We start from the raw sequence: 15516 nt of genomic DNA, 5'->3' as shown, positions 1-15516 counted from the left end.
TTACTGAACCATTATGAAGAAACATTTACTTTTGGTCAGCACTTTGGCAATTACATTATTAAGTGCGCAAAACAATGAAGGATTAAAAAGAGAGTTTGAAAAACAAAACAAAGAGAATACTGCAAAGTTTGACTCTTATGTTTCAAAGCATTACGGAGCAGACAGATCTTCAGAGACTTTAAAAGAAATTGAAGAACAAAGGAGTAATTTAGCTGGATTTACTCCAAGTGGTAAGCCTTATTTTTATCAAAACGAAGATAACAGACAAGTTTTGAATGCTAATGCTGATAACCTCAATACAGCAGGTGGTGTAGTAGGATTAACTAACGCTTATAATGGTGAAGGTATTAAATACACTATTTTCGACGGGGGTAGAGTATATGCTGCTCATACAGCTTTCGATAACATCCCAGGAAGAATTACCAATAAAGAAGCTACAACACAAATTTACAGTGCGCACGCAACGGGTGTAGCCAGTTTTATTGGTGGTAAAAGTATAAATATAAGTGGAGGCGGCCTTAGTGGAAACACAAAAGGAATAGCTATCAATTCTATCATGGATTCTTATAGATTTGCAACTACTACATTACCTGGTGATACTACAACAAGTACTGTATTTCAAAAAATACTTGTTGCCCAGCCTAATCTGTCTAATCACTCATATGGAACCAATCAAGGTTGGGATGTTAAAACTGTAAATGGTGTAAATGCATGGGTTTGGCCAGGTGTTTTTGAAAGCCCTTCTACTTCTATGGATCTACAGGGGACTTATTTCATACAAGATCAAAACTATGATCAGATTGTATATAATAATCCTTCTTATATTATTGTAAAATCTTCTGGTAATTATTTTGGTTACGGACCTGATTACCCAGGAACATCTGCCTTTCCTAAATATTATACCGATGATAATGGTGTCCAAGTTCAGTTTGCTGCAACAGATACACTTCCTACAACAAACTGTAGCAATGGAGCTGATTGTATCGGACCTGGATCTTTAGCCAAAAACATTATCGTTGTTGGAGCTACGGATGTAATTTCTACCAATAACTTTAAATATACTACTGCTTCTGATGTTGTTCATTCTGACTACAGCAGTGCAGGACCGAGAGATGACGGAGGAATTAAACCGGATATTTCAACTACAGGTACTGATGTATTCTCCGCAGCGACAGCAGAAGATACTGTTGGCAGTACAACATATAGCTACGGAAGCGGAACTTCTTATTCTGCACCAGTAGTGACCGGAGTTATCGGGCTATGGACACAAGTAAATAAAGAACTTTTCTCAAATCAGGTATTAAATGCAGCAAGTGCAAAAACCTTAATGATTCATTCAGCTTCTGAAGCGGGGAATGTAGGTCCAGATCCATGGTTTGGGTGGGGATACATCAATGCTAAAAAAGGTGCTGAACTATTAGTGGGAAAAGCTAACAATACTGTTATCTTTAATAACGAAACATTAACCAGCGGTACTCCAAACACAAAGAATGTTGTAGCATCTGGTACTGAGCCGTTGAAAGTTACAATTTCATGGATTGATCCTGAATACGTTATTCCTGCCAACCTAACGTGGGCTGATGCGTATAACAACAGAGCATCAAGATTGGTAAATGATTTAGATTTAAGAATTATAGATACAACAAACAATACGATTTATTATCCTTGGAAACTGAACGCTACTTCTCCAATGACCCCTGCTACTAAGGCGGACAATACAGTAGATAATGTAGAACAAGTGGTAATAGATACCCCTGTTGCTGGTAGAACTTACCGAATTGAGATCACTAATAAAGGGACATTAAAAAACAATGCCGGTGCCAATGCTCCGCAAAACTATTCTATTATAGCGACAGGTCAGACACAAACTGTTTTAGGAACCAGCGAAACCAATGCATTAAGCGGTCTCGCAGTAGCTCCAACGATTACAAAAGATTTCATAAACATATTGAAAGCCCCTAAAAAGTCTGCTTTCGTAATTTATGATCTTTCTGGAAAAAAACTACAGAATGGGGTGATCAACAGCGATAAAGAATCGATAGATCTATCTACCTATACTAAGGGTATTTACATCATTGAAATAAGAACAGACAAAGATGTTATCTCTAAAAAAGTAATCAAGGAATAATCCTGTATTACATAAAATTCTCACAAAATACTAACGCTTGTTAGTATTTTGTTTTTTTATGTATATTTGCTTCCTATGGAAAATACACTTCACGAAAAGGTTTCTCAGGATATTCTGCTTAAAGCATACAATCATATGATGCTTGCTAAGGCAATGGCGGATATCTATGAGGAAAACAGAAATATCTGCAAATATGTTCATAGCACTTCAAGAGGTCATGAAGCCATCCAGTTGGCAACAGCTTATCAGTTAAAAAAAGAAGACTGGGTATCTCCTTATTACCGTGATGAAAGCATTCTTTTAGGACTCGGTTTTGAGCCGTACCAATTAATGCTGCAGCTTCTGGCCAAAGCAGAAGATCCATTTTCCGGAGGAAGATCATACTACTCCCATCCATCAAGCAGAGACGAAAACAAACCCAAGATCATTCACCAGAGCTCAGCAACAGGAATGCAGACTATTCCTACTACAGGTGTCGCGCAGGGAATAAAATATATTCAGGAATTCAATTTACAGAGCTTCGAGAACAATCCGGTTGTAATCTGCAGCCTGGGAGATAATTCGGTAACGGAAGGCGAAGTAAGTGAAGCTTTACAGTTTGCCGCCCTTCATCAGCTTCCTATCATATTCCTCGTACAGGATAATGAATGGGGAATTTCTGTAACCAAAGAGGAAGCAAGAACATGTGACGCTTACGATTTCGTAGCCGGTTTCACAGGTCTTGGCAGAATGCGTGTGGACGGAACTGATTTTGTGGAAAGCTTCGAAGCTATGAAGAAGGCTGTAGATTTTGTAAGAACTGAAAGAAAACCTTTAGTAGTTTGCGCTAAAACAGTTCTTATCGGTCACCATACTTCCGGAGTACGAAGAGAATTTTACAGAGACGAAGAAGATTTAACTAAGCATAGAGCTAAAGATCCGGGCGAGATCCTTAGAAAACAGCTTCTTGAAGCAGGAGTTGATGAAGATCTCTTAAAGCAGATCACTAAAAAAGCCCGTCTGGAAGCTGAAGAGGCTTTTGAAAGAGCTAAAAACGCAGAAGATCCAAAACCGGAAACGGTTATGCAACATGTTTTCGCTCCCACTCCAATTACTGAAGAAACTGGAACCCGCGAGCCTGAAGGCGGTGAGAAAATTGTTATGGTAGATGCTGCAATCCATGCTGTTCAGGAGCTGATGTGGAAACATCCCGAAGCTCTTCTTTACGGACAGGATGTAGGAGAAAGAATTGGAGGCGTTTTCAGAGAGACGGTGACTTTAGGAAAAAAATTCGGAAGCAAAAGGGTATTTAATACAGCTATTCAGGAGGCCTATATCATAGGATCAACTGCAGGAATGAGCGCAGTAGGATTAAAGCCCATCGTAGAAGTTCAGTTTGCCGATTATATTTATCCGGGAATCAACCAATTGATTACTGAGATTTCAAAATCAAACTATTTAAGTCAGGGAAAATTTCCTGTAAGCAATATTATCCGTGTACCTATCGGTGCATACGGAGGCGGCGGACCATACCACAGCGGAAGTGTTGAAAGTATTTTAGCCAATATTAAAGGAATTAAAATTGCTTATCCTAGCAACGCAGCCGATTTCAAAGGTTTGCTAAAAGCTGCTTATTACGATCCAAATGCTGTGATCATGCTGGAGCATAAAGGTTTATACTGGAGCAAAGTTCCCGGAACCGAAGATGCTAAAACCATTGAGCCTTCAGAAGACTATATCCTTCCTTTCGGAAAAGGTAAAGTAATCATTGAAGCAGACCGGAATGAAACTGAAAAAGGCAGAACTTTATTGGTTGTAACCTATGGAATGGGAATCTACTGGGCAAAAGAAGCTGTGAAGAATTTTGAAGGAAGGATTGAAGTCATCGACCTGAGAACTATAATTCCTCTGGATGAAGAGCTTGTTTTTGAAAGGGTAAAAGCACACGGAAAATGTATTGTTCTTACCGAAGAACAATTGAACAATTCATTTGCCGAAGCATTTGCACACCGTATCTCCAAAAACTGCTTCAAGTATCTGGATGCTCCTGTGGAAACACTGGGATCTCTTGATGTTCCGGCAGTTCCTATCAATTTGGTACTGGAAAAAGAAATGCTTCCGAATGCTGAAAAGCTCGGTAAAAAGATTGAAGAAATGCTGAAATATTAACAGCTTTATTATTTATATGAAATCTCTAATTTTTAGAGGTTTTTTTTATTAACATTAATGCTATTATCCTATAATATATTTATTAATTCAGGAATAAAAATAAAAAAAACTCTAAATCCAATAAGTTATGTTGTATATTAATAAATAAACACCGTGCCGCCCTCTTACAACTTGGTATTTATTTTGCTAAAAACTTTCCGTAAAACACCTTTTCTATGATCACAACAAAGTATTTTAATTATAAACAGGTTCTACACCTCGCTGGGGTTCATCTTATATGGCTTACGGCTTGGTGTACCTTAGTGGTCGCACTTTTCTATTTTTTCGATTGGGAGTGGATGGTTATTCCGTGGATTCCTGTAGCTTTAGTAGGTACCGCAGTTGCCTTTTTTGTTGGTTTTAAAAATAATCAGGCTTATGATAGACTTTGGGAAGCCAGAAAAATATGGGGAGGTATTGTCAATTCAAGCAGGTCATTTACCTCAATGATGTATGCTTTTAGGGATCAAAATGAAGACTCAGATAGTCTTGAAACAAAAAGAAAGGAAATTATTTATCGTCACATTGCATGGCTTTACACTTTTCGTGAACAGCTATTAGTTCCTACAGAATGGGAGCACATAAGCTTAAGCAGACATTTCGGAACTGTCAATCAAAAACGTCACAGGCTAATAAAAGCAGGATTCCCAGATTATAGCAGAACTTCACTTTTTCAAAGAAAATATCTATCTGAAGAAGAATTTAATTTACATTCAGAATATAAAAATTTTGCAACGTATCTAATTTCCAAACAGGCAAAAGAGATTAACGACTTAAAGAACAACAATTTCATCTCCGATTTTAATCAGATGCAGCTTCAAACCTGTCTCAATGAATTCTATGATCATCAGGGGAAAGCTGAGAGAATAAAAAAGTTCCCATCACCCAGACAATTTGCCAATACAGGTTTCATTCTTATTATTATTTTTATTATACTTCTTCCATTGGGTCTCGTTAACGAATTTGACAGATTAGGTGTTTGGGGACTCTGGACATGTATTCCTTTCTGTGTAGTTATAGGCTGGGTTTATATTATTATGGAATTAGTTGGGGATTATTCAGAAAACCCATTTGCAGGGCTAATGTTTGATATCCCGATGCTTTCTATATGTCGGTCCATTGAGATAGATGTACTTCAAATGATCGGAGAGCATGATGATCTTCCTGAACCTATTACTCCAAAGAACGGAGTCCTCGTATAAATTACAGAACAATAGCCGTTGTATTTTTCACTTCAGAGATCATAAAAGAGCTGTGAGTGCTTGCTATATGCTGAAGTGTCGTTAATTTGCTAAGCATGAAATTGCGGTAATCCTCCATGTCTTTTACACCTATTTTAAGGATATAATCATAATCGCCGCTTACATGAAAACATTCCGTGACTTCCTGCAGGTTCATGACTTCTCTTTCAAACTGCAACACAAATTCTTTTTTGTGCTGGGTTAATTTTACATGGCATAACACAATAAAATCACGGTTTACTTTATGCCGGTCCAGCAGTGCTACATATTTTAAGATCACGCCTAGATTTTCAAGCTTTTTTATGCGCTCATAAACAGCCGTTACAGACAAATTGAGCTTGTAAGACAGCTCTTTGGTGGTCTGTTTGCAGTCTTCCTGAAGTAAAAGGAGTAGTTTTTTATCCGTTTCATCAAAATTCATAAGATAATTTTTTGGAAAAAGTTTAATAAATTCAAATATAATAAACATATTTTCTATTCAAAGCATAAATGATAGATTTATATTCTACATATTTAAATATACCTTGTAATAAATCTGAAAACAGAGCATATTTAAGCCGACAAATAAAATCTAAAGCTTATGGAAAATTTTAATGCGGCCAATGAGATCCAGGATCTACAGTATTTTGGTGAATTCGGAGGAGTAAATCCATCAATTTCTGACAGCTCTACTTATACATTCCTTTCGGCAAAAACCATGTTTGATACCTTTGAGGGAAATGCTGAAGGATGTTATTTATATTCCAGACATTCATCCCCGATGAATCTATATCTTGCGCAGGCACTGGCTAAAATGGAAAATACCGAGGCAGCTAACGTTACGGCATCTGGAATGGGAGCTATCACTTCTGTATTAATGCAGGTCTGTAAAAGCGGAGACCATATTATTTCCAGCAGAACGATTTACGGCGGAACTTATGCTTTTCTTAAAAATTTCCTTCCACCTTTCCATATTGATACTACTTTTGTAGACATCAGCAATTTTGAATCTATAGAGAATGCTATAACTCCCAATACTAAAGTTATTTACTGCGAAAGTGTGAGTAATCCTTTACTTGAGGTAGCAGACCTTAGAAAACTTTCAGAAATCTGTAAAAAACATAATCTGAAACTGATCGTAGACAATACATTCTCCCCTCTTTCTGTTTCACCTACATTATTAGGTGCAGATATCGTAATTCATAGTTTAACCAAATTCATTAATGGAAGCAGCGATACGGTAGGCGGTGTATACTGCGGAACACAGGAATTTATTAATGATACGAAAAATGTAAACAACGGAGCGTGTATGTTATTAGGACCTACCATGGACAGCTTCCGCTCTGCCAGCATCCTGAAAAACCTGAGAACACTTCACATCAGAATGAAGCAGCATAGCCACAATGCAATGTATCTTGCGGAAAGATTTGAAAAAGACGGGCTGAAAGTATCTTATCCGGGTTTAAAATCCCATAAGGATCATGAACTGATGAAAAGTATGATGTACGAGGAATACGGATTCGGAGGATTGCTGACGGTAGATGCTGGCACCACCGACAAAGCCAATGAGCTGATGGAAATGATGCAGCAGGAAAATCTGGGGTATCTGGCTGTAAGCTTAGGATTCTACAAAACTTTATTTTCATGCTCGGGAAGTTCAACTTCATCGGAGATTCCTGAAGAAGAGCGTGAAGCAATGGGCATATCGGACGGGCTGATCAGGTTTTCGATCGGATTGGATCACGATATCGCCAGAACTTATGAAAAAATGCGGCAGTGCATGCTGAAAACAGGCGTTCTCAACCATGAAAACCTATTCATATCCTAATTTATTGTTATAAAAGCTGCCGGAGGTTCTGGCAGCTTTTATTTTTTAATCTATTTTTTATGGAAATGTTTTGGGAAAGCATCTTCCGGCTTCATTCTGAAAATATTCAGGAGCACCCATGATTTAAGAAAACCGTATCCGTAGGAAAACATCTGAATGTAGGTGGAAATTACCGCCATTCCGGCAATACTTATATTCTTCGTTACAAACATGGCATGGAAAAATACAAGGAATGTATACAATCCGTAAAACGCAAGGATAATCCCTCTTCCCAGAATAAAATATTCTATAAAGCCTAAAATATATCCTAACATAAACAGTGTAGGAAATGCAAATGAAATCTTCACATAATTGGGGTGCCTCTGATTAAGAATAGGTCTTGCACAACCAAACTGATAGACCTGTTTAGAAAATTTACCCAGATCCACTCTCCTCTTATGATACACCGCAATATCATCAAAGAATGCAGTAGTGAAACCGTTTTCCCAAAGCGTCATGGACAGATCCGGATCTTCGCCTATCCTCATCTCGGAAAAACCTCCTATTTTTTCGAAAACATCTTTCTTTACTCCCATATTAAAGCTTCTTGGCTGGAATCTTGAGACAGCCTTTTTATTCCCTCTGATTCCTCCTGTCGTAAAAACCGAGGTCATAGAATAGGAAATGGCTTTCTGCATCAGATTAAAACCTTTATGAGCTTTGTCTGCTCCTCCGAACGCATCACATGAAATGGTCTCTATATCTTTTTTAATATTTTCGATATAGTCCTTTTCTACAATCACATCACTGTCTACAAAAAGTAGCCAGTCATTCTGTGCTCTTTTTGCGCCATAATTTCTGGTAAGTCCGGGACCGGAATTCTCCTTTCTGAAGTATCTGACATCCAATATTCCATCAAAATTCTGAATGGTCGGCTTAAGATCAATAAAAGAACCATCGTCCACAATAATCACTTCAAACTCTTTATCCGTCTGAAAAGTCAAAGAATTCAGCAGTTCAAAAAGTTCGTCTCTTCGGTTAAAAATGGCAACGACAATGGAAATGGTAGGTCTCAAATTGAAAATTTTTCAAAATTACTTATTCGCTGAGGAATCTACAAACAGTTTAACAGCTTATTCAAAGAAATTAACTTTTAAATAAACATATAAAAGAATGGCGTTGAAACTTTCAACACAATAATTTGACATTTTAAACAAAATCTATATGAACAGCGGCCTATACCTTTGTTATAGAATTTAAAAACAAAAAAATGTTACAGAAAACCAATCCACTACAGCACCCTGTCCAATCAGGTTTTAATGCAGAATCTACAGCACAGGAAGTCATTAAAGGAATAGATCTTACCGGAAAAACAGCAGTGATCACCGGCGGCTATGCAGGAATTGGCCTTGAAACCACAAAAGTGCTTGCTTCTGCCGGAGTAAAGGTCATTATCCCTGCAAGGGATATTGAAAAAGCAGCCAAGAACCTTACAGGCATTAAAAATATCGAACTGGAAAAGATGGACCTGATGGACCCTGTGTCTGTCGATAACTTCAGCCAAAAATTTTTAGCATCCGGAAGAAAGCTTGACTTGCTGATTAATAATGCCGGAATTATGTGGGTTCCTCTCCGAAGAGACCACAGAGGTATTGAATCTCAACTGGCAACCAATTATCTTGGACAATTTCATTTAACAGCAAGGCTTTGGCCGGCTTTGAAGAAATCAAATGGTGCCCGGGTTCTGAGTGTCTCTTCTTACGGCCACCAGATGGCTCCGTTTGATTTTGAAGATCCGAATTTTGAGAAAAGAGAATACCAGACCCTGTTGGGATATGGACAGTCGAAGACAGCCTGTAATTTATTGGCCACGGCATTAGATGAAAGAGGAAAAAAGTTCAATATCAGAGCCTATTCATTGCATCCGGGTTCTGTTTATGGTACAGAGCTGGGAAGAGAAGAGCCCATTGATCTTTATATTCAAATGGGAACTCATGACAAGGACGGAAAAATAAAGCCTGAAGTTGAAGCCAGATTAAAAACAATTCCACAAGGTGCTGCTACAACCGTTTGGTGTGCAACAAGCCCTATGCTTCAAAATATCGGAGGAGTTTATTGTGAAAATTGTGATATCGCTGAAATTGATTTTGGACAGATAGAACATAGATATGATGAGCCGGCAACAATCCGTGGTGTGCAGCCTTATTCTATTGACAGGGAGAATGCAGAAAGGTTATGGAAATTAAGCGAAGAAATGCTGGGCTTCAAATTCGATACGGAATAACCTCTTTTTAAATACATTTGTACTCATAAACTACAGATCATGGATTTCCAGATACAATATATTACCCCGGATATCAAGCTTTCCACATATGATGATAAGCTCTTCAAAACAGAAACTGTTTTTGAATTCCATATGCTGGTCTGGTTTATATCGGGGGAAACAAAGATTATCCAGGCTGATAAAACATATCTGTTCAAAACAGGAGATATTTTTCTGATTCCTCGAAATCATCTCGCAACGATCATTAATTATCCTAAAGACGGGCTTCCTCATAAAGCTGTAGTGATGCATCTCACCACAGAAAGACTGAAACAGTTTTATGCTTCCGTTGAATCAGGACATAAAACCATCTGCCGGGAATCTAAAATTTACAGTTTCCAAAGTCATCCTTTATTAAAAAGCTGTCTGGCTTCCCTCATTCCTTATTTCGAGATGGAAGGGACTTTTCCGGAAAATATTGCCTCATTGAAAATTACTGAAGCTATCAGTATTTTAAGGGAAATTGATAAAGATATAGATACTGTCCTTAACGACTTTGAAGAACCGGGAAAAATTGATCTGGCTGGGTTTATGGAACAGAATTATATGTTCAATATGCCTTTGGAAAAATTTGGCTATCTGACAGGAAGAAGCCTGTCCACTTTCAACAGGGATTTCAGGAAGATTTTTCAGACTACGCCTCAGCGGTGGCTTACCCAAAAACGCCTCGAGCTGGCTTATTATCATTTAAAAGAAAAACATAAAAGACCTTCGGATGTATTTTTGGAAGTCGGTTTTGAAGATCTTTCCCATTTCTCTTATGCCTTCAAAAAGCAGTATGGACTGGTGCCGTCTGCATTAACCTGATTAATTAAAATATAAAGATCTGCACAATCAGCTAAATCTGCGGGCATAAATTTTACGCAAAGATGATTAGCATTATTTCAGATTTGAGAAAGCAAAGAAGGAATCAACTTCGTTGATTCGATTAAGCTATCTTTTCAAAGGAGTAAAGGGAAATTAAAAATATTCACATAACAAAAAACCTTCCGTAATGGGAAGGTTTTATTTGGAGTGATTAATCTTTTTCAATCTTATGCAATTTTTTCGTGCCCTCGTACATTTCATACTGAAGGAATCTTGTTTCCAGCTTTCCGTTGAAAAGCTTGATCTTCCTTGAAGGACGTAGACCGATTTTCTTCACCGCTTCCAGGTCGGAAGAGATCAGCCAGGCTAAAGTATTCGGATAGCTTGTTTTGAATGTATCTCCGATTTTCTTGTAGAAATCATCATCATTAATAGCAATTCTCTCATCGTAAGGCGGATTGAAAACCATCAGCAATGGGAAAAGCTCTTTTTTGGACTCAAAGAAATCCTGTTTTTTCACTTCAATCACATCTTCCATTTCTGCTGCTTCAATATTTGTTCTGGCCGCATTCAGCATTCTGTTATCGATATCATAACCAACAATCTTTCCGGTAAATTCTCTTACTCTGTTTACTCTTACCTCTTTAATCTTCGCAAAAAGATCTGCATCATAATTGGCCCAGTTCTGGAACGCAAATCTCCTTCTGAAAATCTGAGCGGGAAGATCCATTGCAATCATTGCCGCTTCAACAAGAAGGGTTCCTGAACCACACATCGGGTCCAAAAAGTTTCCTTTTCCATCCCAGCCTGCCAACTGAAGCATTCCGCTTGCCAGTACTTCATTGATAGGTGCTTCACCCTGTTCTTTTCTGTAACCTCTTTTAAATAAAGGATCTCCGGAAGAATCTAAAGAAATTGTCACCAATTCTCTGTCAATATGCAGATGAAACTTGATATCAGGGCTTTTCGTCTCTACATCAGGACGTCTTTTGAATTTTTCCTGAAAATAATCTACAATAGCGTCCTTCATTTTTAAAGTCACGAACTGCGAATGCTTGAATGTTTCCGAATTTACAGTAGAATCAATCGCGAAAGACTGATCTACATCCATATATTCTTCCCACGCAATCGCAGAAAGCTTATTGTAAAACTGATGCTGATTAAATGCTTTAAATTCAAAAACAGGAATTAAAATTTTCAATGCTGTTCTTGCCGAGTAGTTAATTTTATAAAGAAAACCGAGGTCGCCTTCACAATTGACCGCACGGTTTTTAATTTCAACGTTTTTTCCGCCTAATTTCTTAATTTCTTCTGCAAGGATCTGCTCCAGACCGAAGAATGTCTTTATCTGAATCTTTAGATTTTCTGTGTCCATAAATATTTATTAAAAGATTTAATGATTTAACAATGAAAAGATTACGGGTTCAATTTTGCTGTTAATTGAATCTTTTGATCTTTCATTATTTAAATACTTTGCTTTTAACCGCACAAATTTAGTTATTTTTGCATTATGGAATGGTTTGAATCTTGGTTTGATACACCTTATTATCATCTTCTTTATAGCAACAGGGACTATACGGAGGCCGAAAATTTCATTACAAAGCTTACTGAGGACCTTCAGTTACCGCCTTCATCCAAGATTATTGATCTGGCTTGTGGAAAAGGAAGACACTCTGTTTTTCTGAATAAACTGGGCTATGATGTATTGGGTCTTGACCTTTCCAGACAAAGCATTGAATTTGATAAGCAGTTTGAAACCCAGTCCCTTCTTTTCAATGTTCATGACATGCGGAACCCAATTGATGCAGATCCTATGGATGCTGTATTCAATTTATTTACCAGCTTCGGATATTTTGACAATGAAAGCGATGACAAAAAAGTTTTCCAGTCGGTTTATGGTATTTTAAAACCGGGAGGGTATTTTGTTCTGGATTATCTGAATGAAGAATACGTAAGAAAAAACTTAATTCCCGAGGCTACCATTAGCCGTGGTAATATTGATTTTAAGATCCTGAAAAAAATTGAAGGACGGCATATCGTCAAAGACATCCGTTTTGAAGCGGAAGGAAAGTCTTTCCATTTCTTTGAAAAAGTAAAGCTTCATACTCTGGAGGCTATCAATTCCTATGCAACAGACTGCGGCTTTGAAAGAGTAAAGATCTGGGGCGATTACCAGCTGAATGAATTTGACCGTGAAGTTTCACCACGTTGCATCAATTTATTTAAGAAAAAGGCATGATAACAGTTGTTCTACTGATATTAAGCGTTATTACAGGGGTATTTCTGGGCAAGCATTTCGGAAAAAAAGAAAAGCTGGCTAAAAACCTGCTGGTCCTGAGTGCCGGATTCCTGATCACTATCTGCCTGAATGAAGTTTTTCCGCAGGTATATACTTCCGAAGCAGGAAGCAGTCTCGGAATTTTCGTAATCGCAGGCGTCTTGCTTCAGATGATCCTGGAAGCTTTGACGAAAGGTTTCGAACACGGGCATTTTCACCATCATAATGAACATAATATTCTTCCTGTAGCTTTGATGGTAGGACTATTTATACATGCTTTTATAGAAGGAATTCCTTTGGCTAATGATGAGCATCAGCTCTCACCTTATCTTCTGGGAATTCTGTTTCACAATCTTCCTATTTCCTTTATTCTTGGAGCCTTTTTATTCAACAGAAAAAATGAATTAAAGACTTCGCCATATCCTTCAATTTTAATCGTTGCCTTATTTGCGCTTGCTTCTCCAATGGGAATGCTTCTTGGTAATTATTTCAATCCTAACCTGCAGCCCTATTTCCTGGCAATTGTAGGAGGAATTTTCCTTCATATTTCGTCCGTGATCATTTTTGAGAGCAATAAGAATCACAACATCGACTGGATGAAGATCGGCTTGGTCATTATTGGTGTTTCACTAGCTCTGATCATGCATCTTTTTCACCATCATCCGGCTGCCGGACATTCTCATTAATCCTTTATTAATAATAAAAAAGCCCCGAATTAAATCCGGAGCCTTCAATTTAATCACTCATTACACAATCTGGAATTAGAACTTCCAGCCGAATGTAATAAAGAAGTTATTCCTGCTATTTTTTACTTCTGAAACGGCAAAATAGTCTGATGACATAATTCTTGTATCAGAATAATAAGCTGTATCAGTAGAAGGATTTCCTGTTTCAATACCTCTCAAGAAAGGATTGCTGTAAGTAGAAGTTACATACTGATAAGATGCATCTATATAGAATGACTTGAAATCATAGCCTAGACCGAATGAAGCAAGGTTTCTGTTATTAAGCATCATATCACTATATGATTTATCAGTTGTAGAAGCATCCGGATTTACCTGGCTTACTGTTAAAGCATCAAAAGGATTGGATGTGTAAGAATAACCTCCTCTTAATCTGAACTGCTTTACTCTGTACTCTGCACCTACTCTTACTTCTGAAAGGTTCTTATAATTGTCTTTAAAGAAACTGTTCAATTCGCTTTCAGCACCTGTAACCACTTTATATTTGGGTCTTGTTAATCCTAAAGTATAATCTACGTTTAATGAAAAGTTTTTACTTGCAACAAATGCAGCACTTACTGTCGCTTTAAGCGGCGTTGTAAGGTCTCTTGATTCGGCTCCGGTACCATCACCGTAGTCCGGGTCATTATAGAAACTATAACTTCTGTCTATACGCCAGAATGTCGGAGTTTCTATGGCACCACCAATTCTGAAGTTAGGACTAAGCTTTCCGATCATCCCTAAAGAAGCAGAAAACCCTGAAGATCTTTCAAACATCGGTGTGTTTTGTCTGTCGAAATATTCCATGGAACCGTTATCCAATGACTGGAAAGCTGCCGTATCATATTGATCAATAGAAGCATTGAAAAAATTGAATCCAGCTCCTATGTATAGATTATGATTATAATTGGCACCTACCCCAAAACTCGTTTTTGAAAGGTTCCCGTATCTGTTGTATGCATGTCCTGCAAACGAGGCACTTTTATCCGTAAAATCCTTGATTACATTACTGCTTCCGGGAGATTCTACGTAATTATCAAGTGACTGATTAGAAAAATTAATACCAATATTGATAAACTTCCATCCTGATTCAGTCATCAAAGGAAAAGCAATTACCCCTCCGATATTTCCAAGATCCGTATTGGTTTTGCTGTAATCAATGGAAGTTCCTCCCCAGCTGCTTTTATTTTTATTTCCTGCAATGGATACCGTTCCGGAAACTTCCCCGGAAATTGCTACTCCTAAACCGGCAGGGTTAGTAAGCAGTGAGCTGGCGTCACCTCCTAATGCTCCGTTAGCTCCCGCCATTGCATTAAATTTTGACGAACCCACCATGGGAGTGCTGGAATAAACATCTACAGTATTTCTCAATATAGAAACATCCTGTGCCTGTGCAAAAAACGCAGCAGAAACACTCATTAATACTAAAGATTTTTTTAACATTATTTTTTTAATAGTTATTAAGTTTGAAATTATCTTCCACCTCTGAAGCCGCCGCCTCCGCCGCCTGATCTCATACCACCGCCGCCAGAAGAGCCACCTCTAAAGCCTCCTCCTGAAGAACCTCCGCTTGATCTGAAACCTCCGTTGTCATTGGACCTGAAGCCTCCATTGTTATTATTGTAATTAGGCTGAGAATTTGAATTAGGTCTTTGAGAATTTGAATTACGGAATCCTCCTGATTGTGGCTGTGTTCTGTAACCACCATTTCCTTGTCTGAATCCTCCGTTGTTATATGAACCGTTGTTTCTAAAACCACTGTTCGTACTGCCGTTTCGGAAACCATTATTGGTTGGTGTATTTCGGAAGCCGTTTCCATTGTTTCTGAAACCGCCTCTATATGTATTAGTCTTGTATACTGCATTGGTTATGCCTGGATTGCTGAATCCACCACCACTGCTTCTTCTGTAAACCGGCCTGTAGCCATTACCCCAATAGCCGCCATTCCAGCCCCAATATGGATAACCGTAACCACCACCCCAGAACGGATCATAATATCCTCCCCAATAAGGAGAATATCCATATCCCCAGTAAGGGCTTCCCC

At 38.1% G+C, this 15516-nt stretch carries 12 protein-coding genes and 1 pseudogene; 8 read left to right on the top strand and 5 right to left on the bottom strand.

Translation table 11 applies throughout. From position 1 onward, the window contains the following. Positions 1–13: 13 nt before the first annotated feature. The 3 genes from DRF60_RS15350 (at position 14) to DRF60_RS15340 (ending at position 5517) form a co-directional block, all read left to right on the top strand. The gene (locus tag DRF60_RS15350) at positions 14–2128 is read left to right on the top strand and encodes a S8 family peptidase (RefSeq protein WP_116012882.1); all 2115 of its coding nucleotides are present in this window, start codon (positions 14–16) and stop codon (positions 2126–2128) included. 75 nt (positions 2129–2203) lie between these two features. After that, a complete protein-coding gene (locus tag DRF60_RS15345; protein ID WP_116012881.1) occupies positions 2204–4276 on the top strand; it encodes an alpha-ketoacid dehydrogenase subunit alpha/beta in 2073 nt (690 codons plus the stop codon). A 215-nt stretch (positions 4277–4491) separates the two neighbouring features. After that, positions 4492–5517, top strand: coding sequence for a bestrophin family protein (locus DRF60_RS15340; protein WP_116012880.1), 1026 nt, complete (start codon positions 4492–4494; stop codon positions 5515–5517). A gap of 1 nt (position 5518) precedes the next feature. On the opposite strand, the gene DRF60_RS15335 is transcribed toward DRF60_RS15340, so the two are convergent. Beyond that, positions 5519–5977: an Lrp/AsnC family transcriptional regulator gene (locus DRF60_RS15335; protein ID WP_116012932.1), complete on the bottom strand. Its 459-nt coding sequence runs from the start codon at positions 5975–5977 to the stop codon at positions 5519–5521. Positions 5978–6136: 159 nt separating this feature from the next. On the opposite strand from DRF60_RS15335, the gene DRF60_RS15330 reads away from it, so the two are divergent. Continuing rightward, entirely contained in the window at positions 6137–7363 is a 1227-nt protein-coding gene (locus DRF60_RS15330) for an aminotransferase class I/II-fold pyridoxal phosphate-dependent enzyme (RefSeq protein ID WP_116012879.1), read from the top strand. A 50-nt stretch (positions 7364–7413) separates the two neighbouring features. Here the strand turns inward: DRF60_RS15330 and DRF60_RS15325 are convergent, their stop codons facing one another. Further along, on the bottom strand, positions 7414–8418 hold the full coding sequence (locus tag DRF60_RS15325) for a glycosyltransferase (protein ID WP_116012878.1): 1005 nt from the start codon (positions 8416–8418) through the stop codon (positions 7414–7416). 194 nt (positions 8419–8612) lie between these two features. Here DRF60_RS15325 and DRF60_RS15320 point away from each other — a divergent pair, with 194 nt between their 5' ends. Together DRF60_RS15320 and DRF60_RS15315 are read left to right on the top strand one after the other, a co-directional pair. Further along, positions 8613–9626 (top strand): SDR family NAD(P)-dependent oxidoreductase, encoded by a 1014-nt coding sequence (locus DRF60_RS15320; RefSeq protein ID WP_116012877.1) that lies wholly within the window; start codon positions 8613–8615, stop codon positions 9624–9626. Positions 9627–9665: 39 nt separating this feature from the next. Continuing rightward, on the top strand, positions 9666–10472 hold the full coding sequence (locus DRF60_RS15315) for a helix-turn-helix domain-containing protein (protein ID WP_116012876.1): 807 nt from the start codon (positions 9666–9668) through the stop codon (positions 10470–10472). Positions 10473–10683: 211 nt separating this feature from the next. Here DRF60_RS15315 and DRF60_RS15310 read toward each other — a convergent pair whose 3' ends face one another. After that, positions 10684–11847, bottom strand: coding sequence for a THUMP domain-containing class I SAM-dependent RNA methyltransferase (locus DRF60_RS15310; protein ID WP_116012875.1), 1164 nt, complete (start codon positions 11845–11847; stop codon positions 10684–10686). 135 nt (positions 11848–11982) lie between these two features. Between DRF60_RS15310 and DRF60_RS15305 the strand changes: the two genes are divergently transcribed. Next, a complete protein-coding gene (locus tag DRF60_RS15305; protein WP_116012874.1) occupies positions 11983–12711 on the top strand; it encodes a class I SAM-dependent DNA methyltransferase in 729 nt (242 codons plus the stop codon). Further along, positions 12711–13436, top strand: coding sequence for a ZIP family metal transporter (locus tag DRF60_RS15300; protein WP_116012931.1), 726 nt, complete (start codon positions 12711–12713; stop codon positions 13434–13436). The genes DRF60_RS15305 and DRF60_RS15300 overlap by 1 nt, the downstream gene beginning before the upstream one ends. A gap of 75 nt (positions 13437–13511) precedes the next feature. On the opposite strand, the gene DRF60_RS15295 is transcribed toward DRF60_RS15300, so the two are convergent. Together DRF60_RS15295 and DRF60_RS21220 are read right to left on the bottom strand one after the other, a co-directional pair. Then, positions 13512–14915: an OmpP1/FadL family transporter gene (locus DRF60_RS15295; RefSeq protein ID WP_116012873.1), complete on the bottom strand. Its 1404-nt coding sequence runs from the start codon at positions 14913–14915 to the stop codon at positions 13512–13514. 29 nt (positions 14916–14944) lie between these two features. After that, a pseudogene (locus tag DRF60_RS21220) lies at positions 14945–15516 on the bottom strand (prolyl-tRNA synthetase); the annotation flags it as partial.

This window comes from Chryseobacterium elymi, from assembly GCF_003385495.1.
Taxonomy (GTDB): Bacteria; Bacteroidota; Bacteroidia; order Flavobacteriales; family Weeksellaceae; genus Chryseobacterium; species Chryseobacterium elymi.
The sequence above is the reverse complement of the archived record's forward strand: the minus strand, read 5'-3'. Positions and strand labels throughout refer to the sequence as shown.

Excerpts from the sequence above, each read along its gene's own strand:
- DRF60_RS15330 (WP_116012879.1), top strand. The coding sequence starts at position 6,137 with ATGGAAAATTTTAATGCGGCCAATGAGATCCAGGATCTACAGTATTTT.
- DRF60_RS15350 (WP_116012882.1), top strand. The coding sequence starts at position 14 with ATGAAGAAACATTTACTTTTGGTCAGCACTTTGGCAATTACATTATTA.
- DRF60_RS15315 (WP_116012876.1), top strand. The coding sequence starts at position 9,666 with ATGGATTTCCAGATACAATATATTACCCCGGATATCAAGCTTTCCACA.
- DRF60_RS15310 (WP_116012875.1), bottom strand. The coding sequence starts at position 11,847 with ATGGACACAGAAAATCTAAAGATTCAGATAAAGACATTCTTCGGTCTG.
- DRF60_RS15345 (WP_116012881.1), top strand. The coding sequence starts at position 2,204 with ATGGAAAATACACTTCACGAAAAGGTTTCTCAGGATATTCTGCTTAAA.
- DRF60_RS15320 (WP_116012877.1), top strand. The coding sequence starts at position 8,613 with ATGTTACAGAAAACCAATCCACTACAGCACCCTGTCCAATCAGGTTTT.
- DRF60_RS15340 (WP_116012880.1), top strand. The coding sequence starts at position 4,492 with ATGATCACAACAAAGTATTTTAATTATAAACAGGTTCTACACCTCGCT.
- DRF60_RS15305 (WP_116012874.1), top strand. The coding sequence starts at position 11,983 with ATGGAATGGTTTGAATCTTGGTTTGATACACCTTATTATCATCTTCTT.
- DRF60_RS15335 (WP_116012932.1), bottom strand. The coding sequence starts at position 5,977 with ATGAATTTTGATGAAACGGATAAAAAACTACTCCTTTTACTTCAGGAA.
- DRF60_RS15295 (WP_116012873.1), bottom strand. The coding sequence starts at position 14,915 with ATGTTAAAAAAATCTTTAGTATTAATGAGTGTTTCTGCTGCGTTTTTT.